Origin of the sequence: Vibrio sp. 10N.286.48.B8 (assembly GCF_003050085.1) — a bacterium.
In the GTDB taxonomy this organism is placed as follows: Bacteria; Pseudomonadota; Gammaproteobacteria; order Enterobacterales; family Vibrionaceae; genus Vibrio; species Vibrio crassostreae.
This window is the reverse complement of record NZ_PIGD01000032.1, coordinates 12,753-28,497: the sequence shown is the minus strand read 5'-3', so window position 1 is coordinate 28,497 and position 15,745 is coordinate 12,753. Positions and strand designations below refer to the sequence as shown.

The 15,745-nt window shown below is 42.5% G+C and carries 16 protein-coding genes; 13 read left to right on the top strand and 3 right to left on the bottom strand.

The window, feature by feature from the left end:
• On the bottom strand, positions 1-494 hold a 494-nt coding region (locus CWO08_RS22750), incomplete at its 3' end, for a transposase (protein ID WP_146161776.1).
• Positions 495-781: 287 nt separating this feature from the next.
• Between CWO08_RS22750 and panB the strand changes: the two genes are divergently transcribed.
• The 9 genes from panB to CWO08_RS22705 all read left to right on the top strand — a co-directional run bounded on the left by panB (position 782) and on the right by CWO08_RS22705 (position 8,891).
• The gene (panB, locus tag CWO08_RS22745; RefSeq protein ID WP_017630572.1) at positions 782-1,546 is read left to right on the top strand and encodes a 3-methyl-2-oxobutanoate hydroxymethyltransferase; all 765 of its coding nucleotides are present in this window, start codon (positions 782-784) and stop codon (positions 1,544-1,546) included.
• Positions 1,547-2,078: 532 nt separating this feature from the next.
• Positions 2,079-3,497, top strand: a complete 1,419-nt coding sequence (locus CWO08_RS22740) for a DASS family sodium-coupled anion symporter (protein WP_057622162.1) — start codon at positions 2,079-2,081, stop codon at positions 3,495-3,497.
• A 6-nt stretch (positions 3,498-3,503) separates the two neighbouring features.
• Positions 3,504-4,859 carry an ATP-binding protein gene (locus tag CWO08_RS22735; protein WP_108021164.1) on the top strand — a complete coding sequence of 452 codons (1,356 nt, stop codon included), beginning with the start codon at positions 3,504-3,506 and terminating at the stop codon, positions 4,857-4,859.
• On the top strand, positions 4,846-5,319 hold the full coding sequence (locus tag CWO08_RS22730; protein ID WP_108021163.1) for a response regulator: 474 nt from the start codon (positions 4,846-4,848) through the stop codon (positions 5,317-5,319). The genes CWO08_RS22735 and CWO08_RS22730 overlap by 14 nt, the downstream gene beginning before the upstream one ends.
• A gap of 436 nt (positions 5,320-5,755) precedes the next feature.
• Positions 5,756-6,211, top strand: coding sequence for a hypothetical protein (locus CWO08_RS22725; RefSeq protein WP_108021162.1), 456 nt, complete (start codon positions 5,756-5,758; stop codon positions 6,209-6,211).
• Positions 6,212-6,791: 580 nt separating this feature from the next.
• Positions 6,792-7,268, top strand: a complete 477-nt coding sequence (locus CWO08_RS22720; RefSeq protein WP_053085782.1) for a DUF2059 domain-containing protein — start codon at positions 6,792-6,794, stop codon at positions 7,266-7,268.
• Positions 7,269-7,377: 109 nt separating this feature from the next.
• Positions 7,378-7,740: a hypothetical protein gene (locus CWO08_RS24315; RefSeq protein ID WP_240698872.1), complete on the top strand. Its 363-nt coding sequence runs from the start codon at positions 7,378-7,380 to the stop codon at positions 7,738-7,740.
• Positions 7,741-7,829: 89 nt separating this feature from the next.
• Positions 7,830-8,381 carry a class IV adenylate cyclase gene (cyaB, locus tag CWO08_RS22710; RefSeq protein ID WP_102433360.1) on the top strand — a complete coding sequence of 184 codons (552 nt, stop codon included), beginning with the start codon at positions 7,830-7,832 and terminating at the stop codon, positions 8,379-8,381.
• A gap of 27 nt (positions 8,382-8,408) precedes the next feature.
• Positions 8,409-8,891, top strand: a complete 483-nt coding sequence (locus CWO08_RS22705) for a tetratricopeptide repeat protein (protein ID WP_102433359.1) — start codon at positions 8,409-8,411, stop codon at positions 8,889-8,891.
• Between the two features lie 100 nt (positions 8,892-8,991).
• Here the strand turns inward: CWO08_RS22705 and CWO08_RS22700 are convergent, their stop codons facing one another.
• Entirely contained in the window at positions 8,992-10,020 is a 1,029-nt protein-coding gene (locus CWO08_RS22700) for a methionine synthase (protein ID WP_108021161.1), read from the bottom strand.
• A 69-nt stretch (positions 10,021-10,089) separates the two neighbouring features.
• Positions 10,090-11,067, bottom strand: coding sequence for a DUF1852 domain-containing protein (locus CWO08_RS22695; RefSeq protein WP_108021160.1), 978 nt, complete (start codon positions 11,065-11,067; stop codon positions 10,090-10,092).
• Positions 11,068-11,386: 319 nt separating this feature from the next.
• On the opposite strand from CWO08_RS22695, the gene CWO08_RS22690 reads away from it, so the two are divergent.
• From CWO08_RS22690 to CWO08_RS22670, 4 genes are all read left to right on the top strand, one after another.
• Complete coding sequence (locus CWO08_RS22690; RefSeq protein WP_107899203.1) at positions 11,387-12,196, top strand: sulfite exporter TauE/SafE family protein; 810 nt, start codon at positions 11,387-11,389, stop codon at positions 12,194-12,196.
• 198 nt (positions 12,197-12,394) lie between these two features.
• Positions 12,395-12,787 (top strand): hypothetical protein, encoded by a 393-nt coding sequence (locus CWO08_RS22685; protein ID WP_108021159.1) that lies wholly within the window; start codon positions 12,395-12,397, stop codon positions 12,785-12,787.
• A 181-nt stretch (positions 12,788-12,968) separates the two neighbouring features.
• Positions 12,969-13,970, top strand: a complete 1,002-nt coding sequence (locus CWO08_RS22680) for a metal-dependent hydrolase (protein WP_108021158.1) — start codon at positions 12,969-12,971, stop codon at positions 13,968-13,970.
• 519 nt (positions 13,971-14,489) lie between these two features.
• Positions 14,490-15,530 carry an alpha/beta hydrolase gene (locus tag CWO08_RS22670; RefSeq protein WP_108021157.1) on the top strand — a complete coding sequence of 347 codons (1,041 nt, stop codon included), beginning with the start codon at positions 14,490-14,492 and terminating at the stop codon, positions 15,528-15,530.
• Positions 15,531-15,745 lie beyond the last annotated feature (215 nt).

Genomic DNA, 15,745 nt, shown 5'->3' with positions numbered 1-15,745 from the left:
GTCGCTTGGATATTATTGCGAAGAAGAAAGCCTTTGAGTTGGAACTTTGCGTCTTTGAGATCTTTCATTGCCGTTTCTCTGGCACGCGAGAGATCTCGAATAGCTTCATCTTCGGCTTCTGGTACATAGATGGGTGTAAGCTCTTCGGCTTTTAACAGCTTGGCGAGCTTTGCTGCGTCTCGTTTGTCAGTTTTAATTCTATCGCCTGGCTTCTTAGGTATAAGTGATGGAGCGACGACATAGCAGCAGTGTCCAAGGCTCGTAATCAGGCGATAAGTCCAGTAACCACATGGTCCTGCTTCATAGACAAAGTGCAGAGTGGCTTTTGGATACTTGGATTGCAGTTGTCTGGCCAATTTAATAAGCGCGGACTTGTTAGATTTAATACGGCCAAGGTGTTGTGGGTTTGCCCCTCGATGTTCTTGTAAAACAGCGACTTGAATAAATGACTTATGCGTATCTAAGCCAATGAAAATTATGCTATCTTTACTCATGCTAGCCTCCAAATTTAGTTGTTTGACGCACTAATTATGGCTCTGGCTTAAAGCTAACCCACGATATTGGAGGCTAGCACCTTTCGTGGGGGTCATTATGTCTATGGCATTCATAGTTAATCGTAACAATCCCTTTCCCTAGGTTCAACGTCCATTAACTCAACGCATTTGTTGAATTGAATACAATTTGTGGGCGTTTAGTCAACACCATATTTTCACTTCCATAGCTCAATTAAAACTAATAGTATCAGTGCTTTAATAACGCATGATTTTATGAGAGCAAGAACATGAAACACACTCCAAGTTCTTTTATGGAAATGAAAGGGAAACAACGTATTCCGATGTTGACCGCTTATACATTCCCTGTGGCTGCAAGTATCGAATCTGCCGGGATACCTATTATTCTCGTTGGTGATACTGTCGGTATGGTTGAAATGGGCTTTAGCAGTACGCGAGATGTGACCATTGAGCACATGGAATATCATGTCGGGGCAGTGCGTCGCGGTGCTCCAAATACTCATATTATTGGTGACCTCCCATACTTAACCGATCGTTCTCCTGAAGTAGCGTTAGTTAATGCTAAAAGGCTGATGCAGGCTGGTGCTGACAGCATAAAACTGGAAGGTGCAAAACTCGATGTTATTGCTCACCTTGTCGCAAACAATATCCCAGTTGTTGGTCACACGGGGTTAACTCCGCAAACGGCAACAAACTTCAAGAAAGTAGGGCAATCTGCTGAAGATGCTCAAACCGTAAGCGAAGAAGCAAAAGCGATTCAAGAAGCGGGTGCGTTTATGTTGGTGCTTGAGCACATTCCTTCTTCACTTGGTGAATCGATTACTCAAGAGATAAGCATTCCTACAATTGGGATTGGTGCGGGAGCCGATTGTGATGGTCAAGTATTAGTGATCAATGATGCACTTGGACTTGGTAACCGATGGCCTCCATTTTCAAAACAGTACGCCCATTGCAGCCAAACTATCTTTGACGCAGCAAATGAGTTTGCTACGGAAGTAAAAACGAACGTATTTCCGAACAACCTGAGCAAATAAGCTACTTAGATAAAGTGCTTTAGGTTGAATCGTAATGCATGGCATTTTTCCGTGCATTACGATAAGCATATGATGTGTATTTGGACGTTCGGTGTTGAGCTGTTTCGATTCTCTCACCAAACGTTAGTTTCACGGAGGAAACATGACAAGCGACCAATTACTGGAAAAGGCACTTTATAGCAGTGCCTTATCCATTACTTCATCCTTTAAAAGCTTGTTCAGTGCTTTTATCAGAAGTGGTCCTCAACTTATGGACATGGCTTTAAGTGATTGATCTGTTCTGACAGTACCTAGAATAACTGGAACGGATCATGACTAGAAACCTCTCTCCTGAATTTAATTGCAACAGTAAATGACATACAAACGTAGAGGTAGCGCACAGAATCGAAAAAGGGGATATCGCGATTACGTAATCATTGATCTAGCCGATAGTGAGATAGTGATAAGAGGTCGATAATTCGTTGTCGGATCTAAATTAGAACTTTAAATCTAATTTCTAAGTAGTTGTTATCTCAGGAAGAGTTTTTGTGCTATGCGCCCCTATATTAAATACATTATCCCTATTTTAATTCCTTTCATTATCCTCGTAATGCCGCTATCAGCGTTTCCATTTGAAGGCCTTACGATTATTCAACAACGCGTTATCGCGATCTTTCTATTAGCGGCATTGTGCTGGGTGTTCGAGCCCATCCCGATCTACGCGACGTCTGTTGTTATTATCGTTCTGCAATTGTTGATGTTGTCGGATAAAGGGCTGATCTTTTTAAGGTTTGAGCATGGGCAGGAACATTTTGGTGAGTTGTTAAAATACAGCGATATTATGGCGACATTCGCCAGCCCAATCATCATGCTGTTTTTGGGCGGTTTTTTCTTAGCGATGGCCGCCACTAAGTATCGATTAGACGTAAATTTAGCTCGCGTGTTATTGAAGCCATTTGGACAAGACCCAAAGTTTGTGATGCTCGGCTTAATGTTGATCACTGGTATCTTTTCGATGTTTATGTCTAACACGGCAACAACGGCAATGATGCTATCTATTTTAACGCCGGTACTGGCTGTGTTTGGTCCGAAAGACCCCGGTCGTGTAGCGTTTGCGCTTTGTATCCCTGTTGCCGCTAACATCGGTGGCATTGGTACCCCGATCGGCACCCCTCCGAACGCTATCGCACTTAAATATTTAGTTGGTGATAACCTCATTACGTTCGGCGAATGGATGGCATTTGGTGTGCCGTTTGTCGTTATTATGATGGCGTTAGCGTGGTTTTTAATCGGCTTTATGTACAAAGCTGACCAAAAGAAAATCGAACTAAGTATTAAAGGTAAATTCCTTAAAACACCCAAAGCCATTGCGGTATACGTCACTTTTGCGCTCACCATCATTCTTTGGTTAATGGGTTCAAGCCATGGTATGAACTCTTATACCGTCGCTCTGATTCCTGTTGCTGTGTTCTCTCTTACTGGGATCATCAATAAAGAAGACCTGAAGAAAATTTCTTGGGACGTATTGTGGCTTGTATCAGGTGGTATTGCGCTTGGTTTAGCGCTCGATAAAACTGGCTTAGCAAAGCTGGTGGTACACAGTATTCCGTTTGATGCTTACTCACCCTATGTGGTGTTGTTCGGAGCGGCGTTCTTGTGCTTGGTAATGGCAAACTTTATGTCTCATACCGCAACGGCTAACTTGTTAATGCCAATTATGGCTGCATTAGGTTCGTCTATGGCGTCACTCACGCCACTAGGCGGAGAGTTAACGTTAATTCTGGTTGTGACTTTTGCCGCTTCATTAGGTATGTCGTTGCCAATCAGTACGCCACCGAATGCGTTGGCTCATGCCACTGGTCATGTGCAAAGTAATCAAATGGCCAGAATCGGTATTATTTTGGGTGTGGTTGGTGTGCTATTGAGCTTTGTTATGGTGTGGCTGCTACATTCAATTGGTCACATAGGATAACGATACGTGTATCAACAAAAGTTAGAAGCACTGATCGATCGCTATTTTAACCACGCAGAACGTCGGGTGACGTGCTGTGCCGGTAACACCATTATTGAACAATCAGCGTTAAACACTCGTTTATATTATGTGTTGAGTGGAGAACTGGAAGGGTTTTATACCGAAGAGAATACACCGCAAGTGCGAGTATTTAGCGCGGGTAGTGGGGCTTTTATAGGCGTTCATAGCTTCTTTTCAGGTAATTGGACAGCATCTTCAACGGTTGTTGCTAAAACCGATGTGGAATTAGCGTGGATCGATAAAGACACGCCTGCAGAAGATGAACGTAAATTTGGTCCTCTTACCGCACAGTTCACACCTGTGATTGTCAATGAGTTGTCGCGTCGTCAACGCCGCGCAACACAGGAAGCGATTGCGAAACAAAAAGCGCTAGAGAAGTTACATACTGCTGAGCAAATGACGACCTTGGGTCAATTAGCTGCAGGGATTGCCCATGAGCTTAACAACGCTATTGGTGTAGTAAATAGTAAATCTGGTCGACTTGAAACGGTGATCATGGATCTGCTTGAAGAAGTGCATCCAGAAGCCAGTCAATTTTTCGATTTTGGGTTAATGCATGGTCAGAAAACGTCGTCGTCAGAAGCACGAACACGTGGGCGACAATTTGAAAGAAAATATGGTTTAGACAAAAACATTGCTCGCTCTCTTGCAAAGGCGATTCCAATTGACGCTTTATCTGCAACAGACGTTATTTCAAAACATTGGCTGAAAAACCCAGAAGAAGCGATTCGCTTTTGGCAGATGGGCTGTGATTTACATGATTTACGTTTGGCATCTAGACACACTGTTGGCATCGTAAAATCGGTTAAACAACTTGGCAGAGTTGATATTGACACCGAAGAAGCGGTTGATATTAATGACTCCATTAACCATGCCTTATCGTTGTTACAAAGTGAGTTACGTAGAGTGTCTGTGCGATTGAGCCCTGCGGATTTACCGTCTTTTAAAGGATCGAAAACAGAGCTCGTTCAGATTTGGGTCAACATTGTAAAGAATGCTTGTGATGCAATGTCGAAGTCAGACGATGCTGCAATAGAAATTCAAACCAGATTAAGTAAGAAAAGAATATTAGTTACGATCGCGAATAACGGCCCTGAGATAGACGAGGTGACTCGTAGAAAGGTATTTCAGCCCAACTTCACCACTAAAAAAGGTGGTTTATCGTTTGGATTGGGCTTGGGTTTATCAATCGTTAAGCGGATTGTGGCGGGTTATGGCGGAAGTATTATTGTGAAAAGTGATGCTTCTAAAACGGTATTTAGAATCAAGTTACCAATAGAGGGTGAACATGGAGAAGCTTAATTTAATCTGTGTCGATGACCAGAGAGAAGTACTGAGCGCAGTGGTACAAGATTTAGAGCCGCTGGCGAGTTGGCTGAATATTGAAGATTGTGAATCAGCGCAAGAAGTGCTTGATCTCATTGATGAACTTGACGCAGAAGGCGAACACATTACCGTCATCGTGTCTGATCATGTGATGCCAGGGAAAACGGGTGTGGAGTTACTCACTGAAGTGTTCCATGACAGCCGCTTTGCGAATACAAAGAAAGTTCTTCTTACGGGGCAAGCCACTCATACTGATACCATCAATGCGATTAATGCAGCAGGCATCGACCGTTACTTTGAAAAGCCTTGGCAAGCAAGCACATTAGTTGAGTGTATTCGTACTCTTGTCACTGAGTACATATTTGATCAAGGGCTTGATTACACGGACTATCAGAATGAGCTTGACCAGCAGGTTGTGTTGAGACGCTTACGTTAGGCTCTTGTGTTAGCCATTTACGTTAGTTTCTTGCGTTAGTCACTATGTTAGTCGCTTGAAATTATATGCACCGAAGGACGCTTTCTGAAGGATCTTTTCTTTGAAAGATGTAACCTTTCGGTGCCTATATTACCTATCTCTTTTAGTCGTTCAGGTTTTAGTTCTCAGTGATTAACACACTGGTTGCTGGCTTAAGTCTAAAACTCATACGCTACGCCAGACCAAGACCAAGACCAAGACCAACGGATGCATTGTGTCTTCTTCACGAACGATTCCCTGAACATGCAGCAGAACTTCGTACGATGCCGCTTTCTCTATATTCAACATTTGAATGCAATTTGTGGAATATATCAAAATTAATTAAATTGATAGTAAGTTATTACTTTTCATTATGTTAGGGTTCTTTTCTTAAGGTCAGCGGATTAGGAAGAGGCTAATGAAAAAGGGATTTGTGATAGCGATATCAATCGGTTTTGTTGTCTTCTTCCTTGTTGGTCGTGAGCTCCAGTGGTTCGGGTCCAGTAATTCTGAGTCGTTTCCTAAACTTCCTGATAGTCCCCAATTTGTGACTTCTACTGATTTCGACGGTGAGTGGCTAGGCCGCCGTATTAACACCACTGGCAATAATATGTGTGAACGGACAACCATCACCGGAACCATTCGTGAGGGTAAAGCCACGCTAAGGCTCACCTACAACGGAACACCATTAGAAGGTTGGGTGACAGAAAGCGGCGACTTACGGTTATATGCCAAACATCGCCAGTGGGATTATCGCTTTTCAGCAACTGGCAGCAGCAAGCGATTTGATGGTCGGTGGCACTTAACCAATGGCCCGTGCCAAGGGAGTTGGTTTATAGAAAAGCTGGGCGACAATCTTGGCGTTGACGAATAAAGGACAATTTTCATGACATCCAACATTTGGCACTTTCGATACGCATTTGCAGAAGGTTATTACGTTAGGGAACTCTGCCTTTTACCGTTCTCAATTAAAGTTGGTCTACGTTGATGGGTTAGCCGAACAAGATACATATGCAGCACTCTAATATCATGTGTTATGACAAGTTTTTGAGAGATTAAATATTATTGTTTATCGTAAACGCATGAGAGTATATTCGTTATTAAAGTCATTGCTGTTTGAATTTTATGTACTGATTTTATTTAATTAAAAATATATCAGTAATGATATTTTTGGATTTTTAATATTGTTATTTCTATCAGTTTTCAGGATTTTTAGCATCTATCAATCAAAACGAAACTGAGTTGTTTGTTAATAAACCTGCGAAAGTTTGCGTAATGTTGTATACCTCCAATGAATTAAGGTGAAAGTTATATAACCTCTTGTTATTTATAAAGTAAGTCAGGTAATATTAGTGACTTAAGAGCGGAGCAGAAAGCTTAGGATGAGAAATCAGACGCCGTCTGCTTAATAACCGTTATACGCCATAGCATTCTATCAAATAAAAGGAATCAGCATGTTTAAAGGGTTTAGTCTAGTCCTGTCAGTTTTCATTTGTACATTTGCACAAGCTAATACTTCCGTTGAGTTTGAAACTGCACAAAAATTGTTGACGGCGATGGACGTTGATAAACAAATGTTAGGTGGTTTCGACGCAATGTTGCCAATCGTTAATCAGATAGCGGGTAAGCTTGAGCTTAATTCTCAAGAAACTGACCAACTAAAAGATCTTTATAAAGATTGGTTTGAAAATGATATTGATAGAGTAAAAATGCGTGTCGAAATTGCAAAGCTCTATTCTAATCAATTTACCGTTACGGAAATGAACCAAATAATAGAGTTTTACGACACGCCAATTGGGAAAAAGCTGATACAAAAATCGCCAGAGTTAGCAAAGCTTGGAGCGCAAATTGGCATGACAGAAGCTCAAGATAAGCAACAACAATTACTTGAAAGAATCACTCCTTTCATAAAGGAGCATAGTGCTAAGTAACTGGTGATCTACTATCACGTTAGTTTTCGTTGAACAACTAAGATGTTCACATCTTCATCATGCTGTATTACCGAGAGAAATCATGGACAGTCGTATCTAATTAAATTTTATTAAATACTTATTTTCAGAGTTACTGTTTATTATTGCACTAGGTCTTGTCTATTGGATATCAGACGGTGATCGTTCATCGCTACTAACCATAGGGCTGATAATTTGTGTTCCTCCACTAATAAAAATTCTAATGTTGTGGTGGAAGCTTCGCGATAGCTCATTTGAAATCACGAACGGTCATGTACGTTTAAATGGAGTTGCTTGTGATGTGACTTTACAGCGCAGCTTTCTTCCGTTTGAAATTGGCTCTTTCATCAAACTTTCATACACGAAAGGTGCAATGCAGAAACACAATATTTACCTTTCTAAAGGCGCAATGAACAAAGAAGAATGGACCCGTATGTTAGCGTGTCGAACATAGTTTCACGGCTTTAGTTTGTGTTGTGCGTCAGTTTGTATTTCGGATTTGGTTGGTGTGCTAGTATCGCCTTTTTTGCACCGAGCTAGTATATGACTAACGACCATTTCCAAGGTAAATACGAAGTAGAGCTTAAGTATCGCCTCGATTCTAAATCAGAACTCTTGAAAACTTTGAGTCTTATTCCCCATGAAGTGATGCTCCAAGATAATCTTGAGTGCGATTGGTATTTCGATAGCCCAGACAGAAGCTTACAAGCTCAAAACAAAAGTTTGTGCATTCGGACTATGGAGCCATCGGGCATTAAGCTATGGATTGTAAAAGGCCCAGAGTCTGACCGGTGCGAAGCGACAAATATCACCGATGCGTCGAATGCCAAGAGTATGCTTGAGAACTTGGGTTACGAAGTGATTCTAAAAGCGCAGAAGACACGCAGTATCTACTTCGTGGGCGAATTTCATATTACTGTCGACTCACTAAAGGGTATCGGTGATTTTGCAGAGTTCGCTATCATGACGGATGATGAGTCTAAGTTATCGGTTTATAAAGATGAGTTGGAGTTATTAGCCAGTCGGTTTGGGCTGACTCAATCAGCACTACAAACTCAATCTTATAAGCAGATGTTCGAGGAAATGAACGCATAGCACAGCGATTAAGCGTTAGGGAGAGTTATGGACACCATTATCAAACAAGCCATCGAATTGCGCAAAGAGGCCAAGTATCAAGAGTCACGAGATTTGCTGGCGACACTACTCGATGATGAAAATTATGTTGCGAAAGCGCACTTGCAGATAGCTTGGTCTTACGACAATCAAGGCAAAGAACAACAGGCGATTGAGCACTATGTATTGTCTCTGTCTGGCGTACTGTCTTCAGTAGAGCGTTTTGATGCGCTTTTCGGGTTGGCGAGTACTTATCGAAGCCTAGGCCTTTATGCAGAGGCTTTAAGCTATTTCGAACAGACGATGGCAGAGTACCCTGATTCCCTTGAAGTTCAGCCTTTCTACGCGATGTGTTTGTATAATTTGGGTCGCCATAAAGAGGCAACGTCTCTGTTGCTTGAATTGTTGGTTTCTACGACCAATAGCGAGCCGATCAAAGAGTACCAACGAGCGATCTCTTTGTATGCTCAAGACTTGGATAAAACTTGGTAAGCGAGAGCTGTGATTAACACGCTTCACTTAATACGAGAAAAGCCTAAGCATCATTCGATACTTAGGCTTCAAGATTTAGCTTTTCTATTCAGATCAGCCGTTACGCTGAAAGCTCTTTACGAACGATCTCTGCGCCAGCGCTGAGTGCATTCAGCTTAGCTGAGGCAATGTCGCGAGGTAGGGGAGCCATACCGCAGTTGGTGCAAGGGTAGAGCTTGTCTGCATCAACATACTTAAGTGTTTCTCTCAGAGTGCTAGCCACTTCTTCTGGTGTTTCAATCGAATCGGTTGCCACATCGATCGCACCAACCATTACTTTCTTACCGCGAACAAGTTCAAGCAGTTCAAGTGGCACATGAGAGTTGTGGCACTCTAACGAGATGATATCGATATTTGATTGCTGCAGCTTAGGGAAGACTTCTTCATATTGGCGCCACTCAGTGCCTAATGTCTTCTTCCAATCTGTGTTTGCTTTGATGCCGTAGCCATAGCAAATGTGTACTGCGGTTTCGCATTTAAGCCCTTCAATGGCCCTTTCTAAACAAGCGATACCCCAATCATTCACTTCATCAAAGAACACGTTAAATGCAGGTTCATCGAACTGAATAATATCAACGCCTGCAGCTTCAAGTTCTTTGGCTTCTTCGTTGAGGATCTTTGCAAATTCCCACGCCAGTTTTTCACGGCTTTGGTAATGTGCATCGTAAAGTGTATCAATCATGGTCATAGGACCCGGTAGAGCCCATTTGATCGGTTGGTCGGTTTGCTGGCGTAAGAACTTTGCATCTTCAACAAACACTGATTTCTGACGAGAAACTGGGCCAACAACCGTCGGTACACTTGCATCGTAGCGGTCGCGGATTTTAACGGTCTCACGCTTCTCGAAATCGACACCATTCAGGTGTTCAATGAAGGTGGTCACAAAGTGTTGGCGGGTTTGTTCGCCATCACTCACGATATCGATGCCGGCTTGCTGTTGCTCATGCAGAGACACGCGCAGCGCATCTTGCTTGCCATCCGTTAATTCGTCGCCTTCCAGTTTCCATGGAGACCAAAGTGTTTCTGGTTGTGCTAGCCAAGACGGTTTCGGCAAGCTGCCTGCTGTTGAAGTCGGTAATAGTGTTTTCATGATAATTCTGCCTGTCCTTAGATTCCCAAAGTGGATCGTATGTTTCCTAATACGCGTAAAATAGAACGATTACAGCGCGTAGTTGGCAGACCAGTTTTCTAGTACCGACTGATATGGCTTAATGAAGTTTTCTTCTGCGAACTTACCTTGTTCAACAGCTAGTTTGCTTCGTTCTTCTCGGTCATACACGATTTGGGTCAGTGAGTGATCCAAGTTTTTCAAGTTTGGTTGGTAGCAGTTACCCGCAACCGCGTTCGCGTTGTAGATCTCAGGGCGGTAGATCTTCTGGAAAGTACCCATGGTACTGATGGTGCTGATAAGCTCTAGATTAGAGTAATCGTTCAGTAGATCACCAAAGAAATAGAAAGCCAGAGGGGCAACACTGTTCGGCGGCATGAAATAACGAACCTGTAAGCCCATCTTCTTGAAATATTGTTCAGTTAAAGAAGACTCGTTAGGTTGGTATTCGAAGCCTAATACAGGGTGTTGGTTTTCAGTACGGTAATAAGTTTTATTATCTGAAACACTCAAACAAATAACAGGTGGTTTCTTAAAGTTCTTTTTGTACGCTTGAGAGTTAACGAAATATTTAAACAGCTTGCCGTGTAAATCACCAAAATCGGCTGGAATACTGAATTTATCTTGGTCTTTATTATGATCTAATAGTAATACACTGAAGTCATAATCACGAACATAAGACGAGAAGTTATTTCCGATAATACCTTCAATGCGCTCATTCGTTTTGTGGTCCAGAATGTTGGTTTTCAGTACTTCAATTGAAGGGAATGCTTCGCCGTTGCTTTCAATGTCCATATCAACAGAAATGATTTCAAGCTCTACAGAGTAGCGGTCGCCCTTCGGGTTGTCCCAGTGTGCTAAAGCATTGAAACTGTTGTCAATCATCTGTAGTGCATTACGTAAGTTCGCTTGACGACTGTCGCCGCGAGCCAAGTTAGCAAAGTTGGTTGTGATACGCGTGCTGTCTGCAGGCTGGTAGTTTTCGTCGAGGCTAATGCTCTTAATCGTAAAGTTAAATTCATTATTCATGTTGATCTGGTATCCCAATTCGTTGTCTGATTCTCTCGGTCTTTAATATTTAAATGCTTTATTTTTGCGTGTGACCGGATTAAGAATCGAGGCTGTCTTCACTAAAAGTGTCGTATAAATTTATTTGCTTAAGGTTTTTATACGTGGATAGGTTGACCATTAACAATGGTATTACTTCACATTCATCATGAGGAATATTCATGATCTATATGTTTGAATATTCAAGTCGGTGTCAGTTATATTAATTAGCTTGATGGAAATATAACCACATTAATAGTGTGTTATTTAAGATAATTAATTTAATTAAGAGATGGATGAAATGAGTGAATTGCTGTTGTTGATTTTCTACTGTGCGTTACTAGGCAGTGGTGTTGGGTTTCTAGCCGGGTTGTTAGGTATTGGCGGAGGGCTGATCATTGTTCCTGTGTTAAGCAGCATTTTACTGTATTTAGAAGTTCTACCGTCTGACCAAGTTGTTGTCGCTGCGATCGCTACCTCGTTGGCATCGATACTGTTCACTTCCACTTCTTCTGCACTCGCTCACCACAAGAATGGAAATGTGCCTTGGGATTTGGCGCCTTGGATCATGTTGGGTGTTGCTCTGGGTGCATTGGTTAGTGGCTTTATGGCGGCTCTTTTACCAGAAAAAGTCGTTCGTATTGTGTTTGCTGTGAGCGTGGTTCTTATCGCGATTAAGATGTTCTTAAGCAGCAAAAATGACGCGCCTAAAGAGCGAAAGCTACCGAATAAAGGTGTATTAACGGTTCTGACAACCATTACTGGCGGTTTGTCGGCAATGATCGGGATTGGTGGCGGCGCGTTACTCGTTCCTTTGCTCACGTTCTTTTCGGTCGATATGAAAAAGGCGATTGGCTGTGCGTCTGCGTGTGGCATTGTTATCGCGCTATTCGGCTCTATCGGTTACATAACCTCGGGCAGTAGCCACTTTGCTCTAACTGATGGCTTTGCAGGCTTTGTTTATCTGCCTGCGTTATTGGGTATCGTGTGTACGTCTTGGTTCACGGCTCCTTTAGGCGCAAAAGCGACAAACCATTTACCCGTTCCAACCATCAAGAAGATCTTCTCAGTACTGTTGGTTGTTATCGCGGCAAGCATGGTGGCTCGTTAATTTCAGACGGATCGTGATCTATTCGGTTGACTGATTAATTAGATATTTATGTGTGAAACATCACGTAAATGTCTAATTGCGATCTGAGTGCTTCAATAGTGTCATTCAGCCCTTTTAATGCATCACTGCTCATAATAAACTTGTCCCGTTTTATAAATATCTCAAATATGCTCAAGTACTTACCCAAAGGAGTTTATGATGGCACGGGAAATCTCATTTAAAAGTAATGGGCCGCAATGGAACGTTGTTTTATCAATGACGGTAACCTACACGATCGTATCTCTGATGATCAGTTTCTTTTATCAAACTGAATTGCAGCTTTTTCCTTTCATCACCTCAATTACCCTCATGACTGTGGTTTACATGATTGCCTCAAGGCTCACGAAAAGTCATTTGTCTTTAGACGATGGAAACGTGTATTTGCATGGTATTAAGGCGAACCTAGTGGTTAAAAAGTCTTTGTTTGGTCATTCATTTATTGAAGTGAAATCCCTAACCGAAAAAGGTTACCACAAGGTGAATATACGCAAAGGGCAGGTTGAGCAATCTGATTGGGAGCTATTGCTGAGTAAGACGACACAATCACTCTGATTAGAGACGAGAATGAGAACCTAATAGGAGCAGTCATCAGGCTGCTCTTTTTTGTTTGCAAGTCTACATTTATACGATTATGTCTATGAGTATGTTGACAAAATCTTGTTGTTTAACCGGATTCACTGCTATAGCTAAATGTACTTGTTCAATTCAAGGGAATGCTAAAAGTGAGTGATTTATGGATCCGTTAACGCAGGGCGTGCTAGGCGCTTCTTTGTCACAATCGGCGAGTAAAAAACAACATTTGGTGGTCGCTGGGGTTTTAGGTTTACTCTCTGGAATGGCGCCAGATTTAGATGCGTTTATTCGATCGGAGAGTGATCCTTTACTCGCATTGGAGTTCCATCGACAGTTTACCCATTCACTTTTGTTTATTCCTATTGGCAGCTTGATTTGCGCTCTGGTTTTGTACCCTTTGATTGCAAAAAGGCGTGGTCTCTCGTTTAAACAGAGTTGGCTGTATTGCGCGTTAGGTTATGGCACACATGCTTTACTCGATTCTTGTACTACGTATGGCACTCAACTGTTCTGGCCGCTCACCAACGAACGTTACGCTTGGAATACCATTTCGATCATCGATCCTGTCTATACACTGCCCATCTTAATATTGCTTGCGTTTGCAACATGGAAGCGAACTCCTTGGTTGGCTCGCATTGCGTTTCTATGGGCTTTGATTTATCCGACGTTAGGCATGATACAAAGGGATAGGGCAGAAGCGATAGGATGGCAATTAGCACAAGAACGCCAACATGCACCTATTCGGTTGGAGGCCAAGCCGAGCTTTGCAAATATCTTAGTGTGGAAAGTGGTGTACGAAACAGAATCTCGATACTACGTAGATGCTGTTCGAGTCGGCACCTCCGTTAAAACCTATCCTGGAGACTCTATTGCTAAACTGAATGTGAGTCAGGATTTCCCCTGGCTTGATCCTAATTCGCAACAAGCCAAAGACATTGAACGTTTCCGTTGGTTCTCGAATGGTTATATTGCACAGGATCCAACGGATGAGCTGCGTGTTATCGATGTTCGATATTCAATTGTACCGAACCAACTGCAAGCACTTTGGAGCATCAAGTTGTCTCAATCTGCCGTTGCAGAGGCACATATAAAGTACGAAACCCACAGGGACAACACGCCAGAATCCAGACAGATCTTTTTAGATATGTTGAAAGGCGATTAATGGTTAGAGGTCTTGAAAGCAAAAAGGCTGAGTCAGTGATCTGCTCAGCCTTTTCTTGTGCTGTCTAACCGAGAATTATAGGTAACGACTTCTCAAATGATCTTTGAAGTATTGAGCATTGAGCATTGAGCATTGAGCATTGAGCATTGAGTGTTTCACCTGTCGAGCCTTTAACCAAATCATCAGTAGTTAGTAGGCTGCCTCTGATCCAAATGTTCGACTCAAACTAAGTGAATCGCCGAATGATTAGAGAGCGAGTCTAGAAACTAAAGTTATGAAAAATACTAAATAAGTTAAGGCTATTATGCCTATGGGTAAGTATTTCATACATCCTCCTCTTGTTGTCACTGGTGTTATCTCATTGAGTGACGACATAAGATATGAATTAGAGAAATGCATTATGGGTGGTTCTTAATTGGCAAATTTGAATTTCTCTAATTCATCGTATCTATGTTTTTCGACAGCAATAATGACCCCAGTTAGCCAATCGCGGCTTTGAAATTCACCTCTGGAGTTATTATGAAATTAAAACCACTACGCACAGTTGTTCCTGCATTATTGTTAGGTTTATCAAGCTCGGCTGCCTTCGCTAAAATGACACTGACAGAACGTATTATTCCAACCCCTACTGGTATTTCCGCCGAACTGGCTCAGATAATTGAACACCGGGAAGTCACTCCGCCACTTCCGGTTCCATCTACAGCGAAAGAGTGGCTCGCCCTGCAAGCAGTATTTGATACTCCAGGTATGGAGATAGCGCAGGAAGCCCTCGAACGTTTAGAGGTGACATATGAAGCTAAGCAGTTTGCGGGGGTGGATACTTTCTTTGTTACACCGAAGAACATTACCCCCGAATACAAAGATAAATGGCTAGTACATATTCATGGGGGAGCGTTTGTATTTGGTGGAGGAGAGTCTGCGTTGCGAGAAGCTATATGGGTGGCTAACGGGTTAGGGGCGCAAGTGATTTCGGTTGATTATCGCCAGCCGCCACTGCATCCATTTCCTGCTGCTATTAACGATGTTGCAGCAGTATGGGAAGAGCTGATTAAAACTCAAAAAGCGGAATCTACCGCGTTGTTTGGCTCATCAGCAGGCGGGAATTTAACGCTTGCCACGACACTTAAGCTACAGGAGCTCGATTTACCTATGCCTGGTGCGCTGTTTGTTGGAACGCCAGCGGTCGACCTAAAGGAGACCTCAGACTCCTGGCATACTTTAAAAGGACTTGATGCGCTTGGCCAGAGAGAGGGTTTGATTCAAGGTACGTTTGACTTATATGCAGGAGGCGAGCCTCTAGACTCACCGCTGTTATCGCCAATTTATGCTCAAATTGAAGAGTTTCCGCCAACGATTTTTGTCTCCGGGACACGGGATTTATTGCTAAGCGATACTGTACGCATGCACCGTTTGTTGCGTAGCGTTGATATTGAATCAGAGCTTCATATTTATGACGGCCAGTCACATGGTGATTATATGAATGGCATTTTGAGTGATATGCCAGAATCCGATGATGCCTTAAAAGAACTCGGGCAATTCTTCAACACTCATATAAATTAGTTTTTAATGCACAGGGACGTGGCTTCTTTATTTAGGAGACAGTTATGACTCATCTATTTTCTTCATTGTTTACATGTGTATTGACATTATTGCGCGCTAACCATCATTACTCTCAGCATCAGTCACTCTGGGAGCATGGGGATTCTTCATCTCTTTGGCTCTCTCCAATATATGATGAAAAGAAAGGTAAGCAACGGTCACAGGTAAATGGGAAC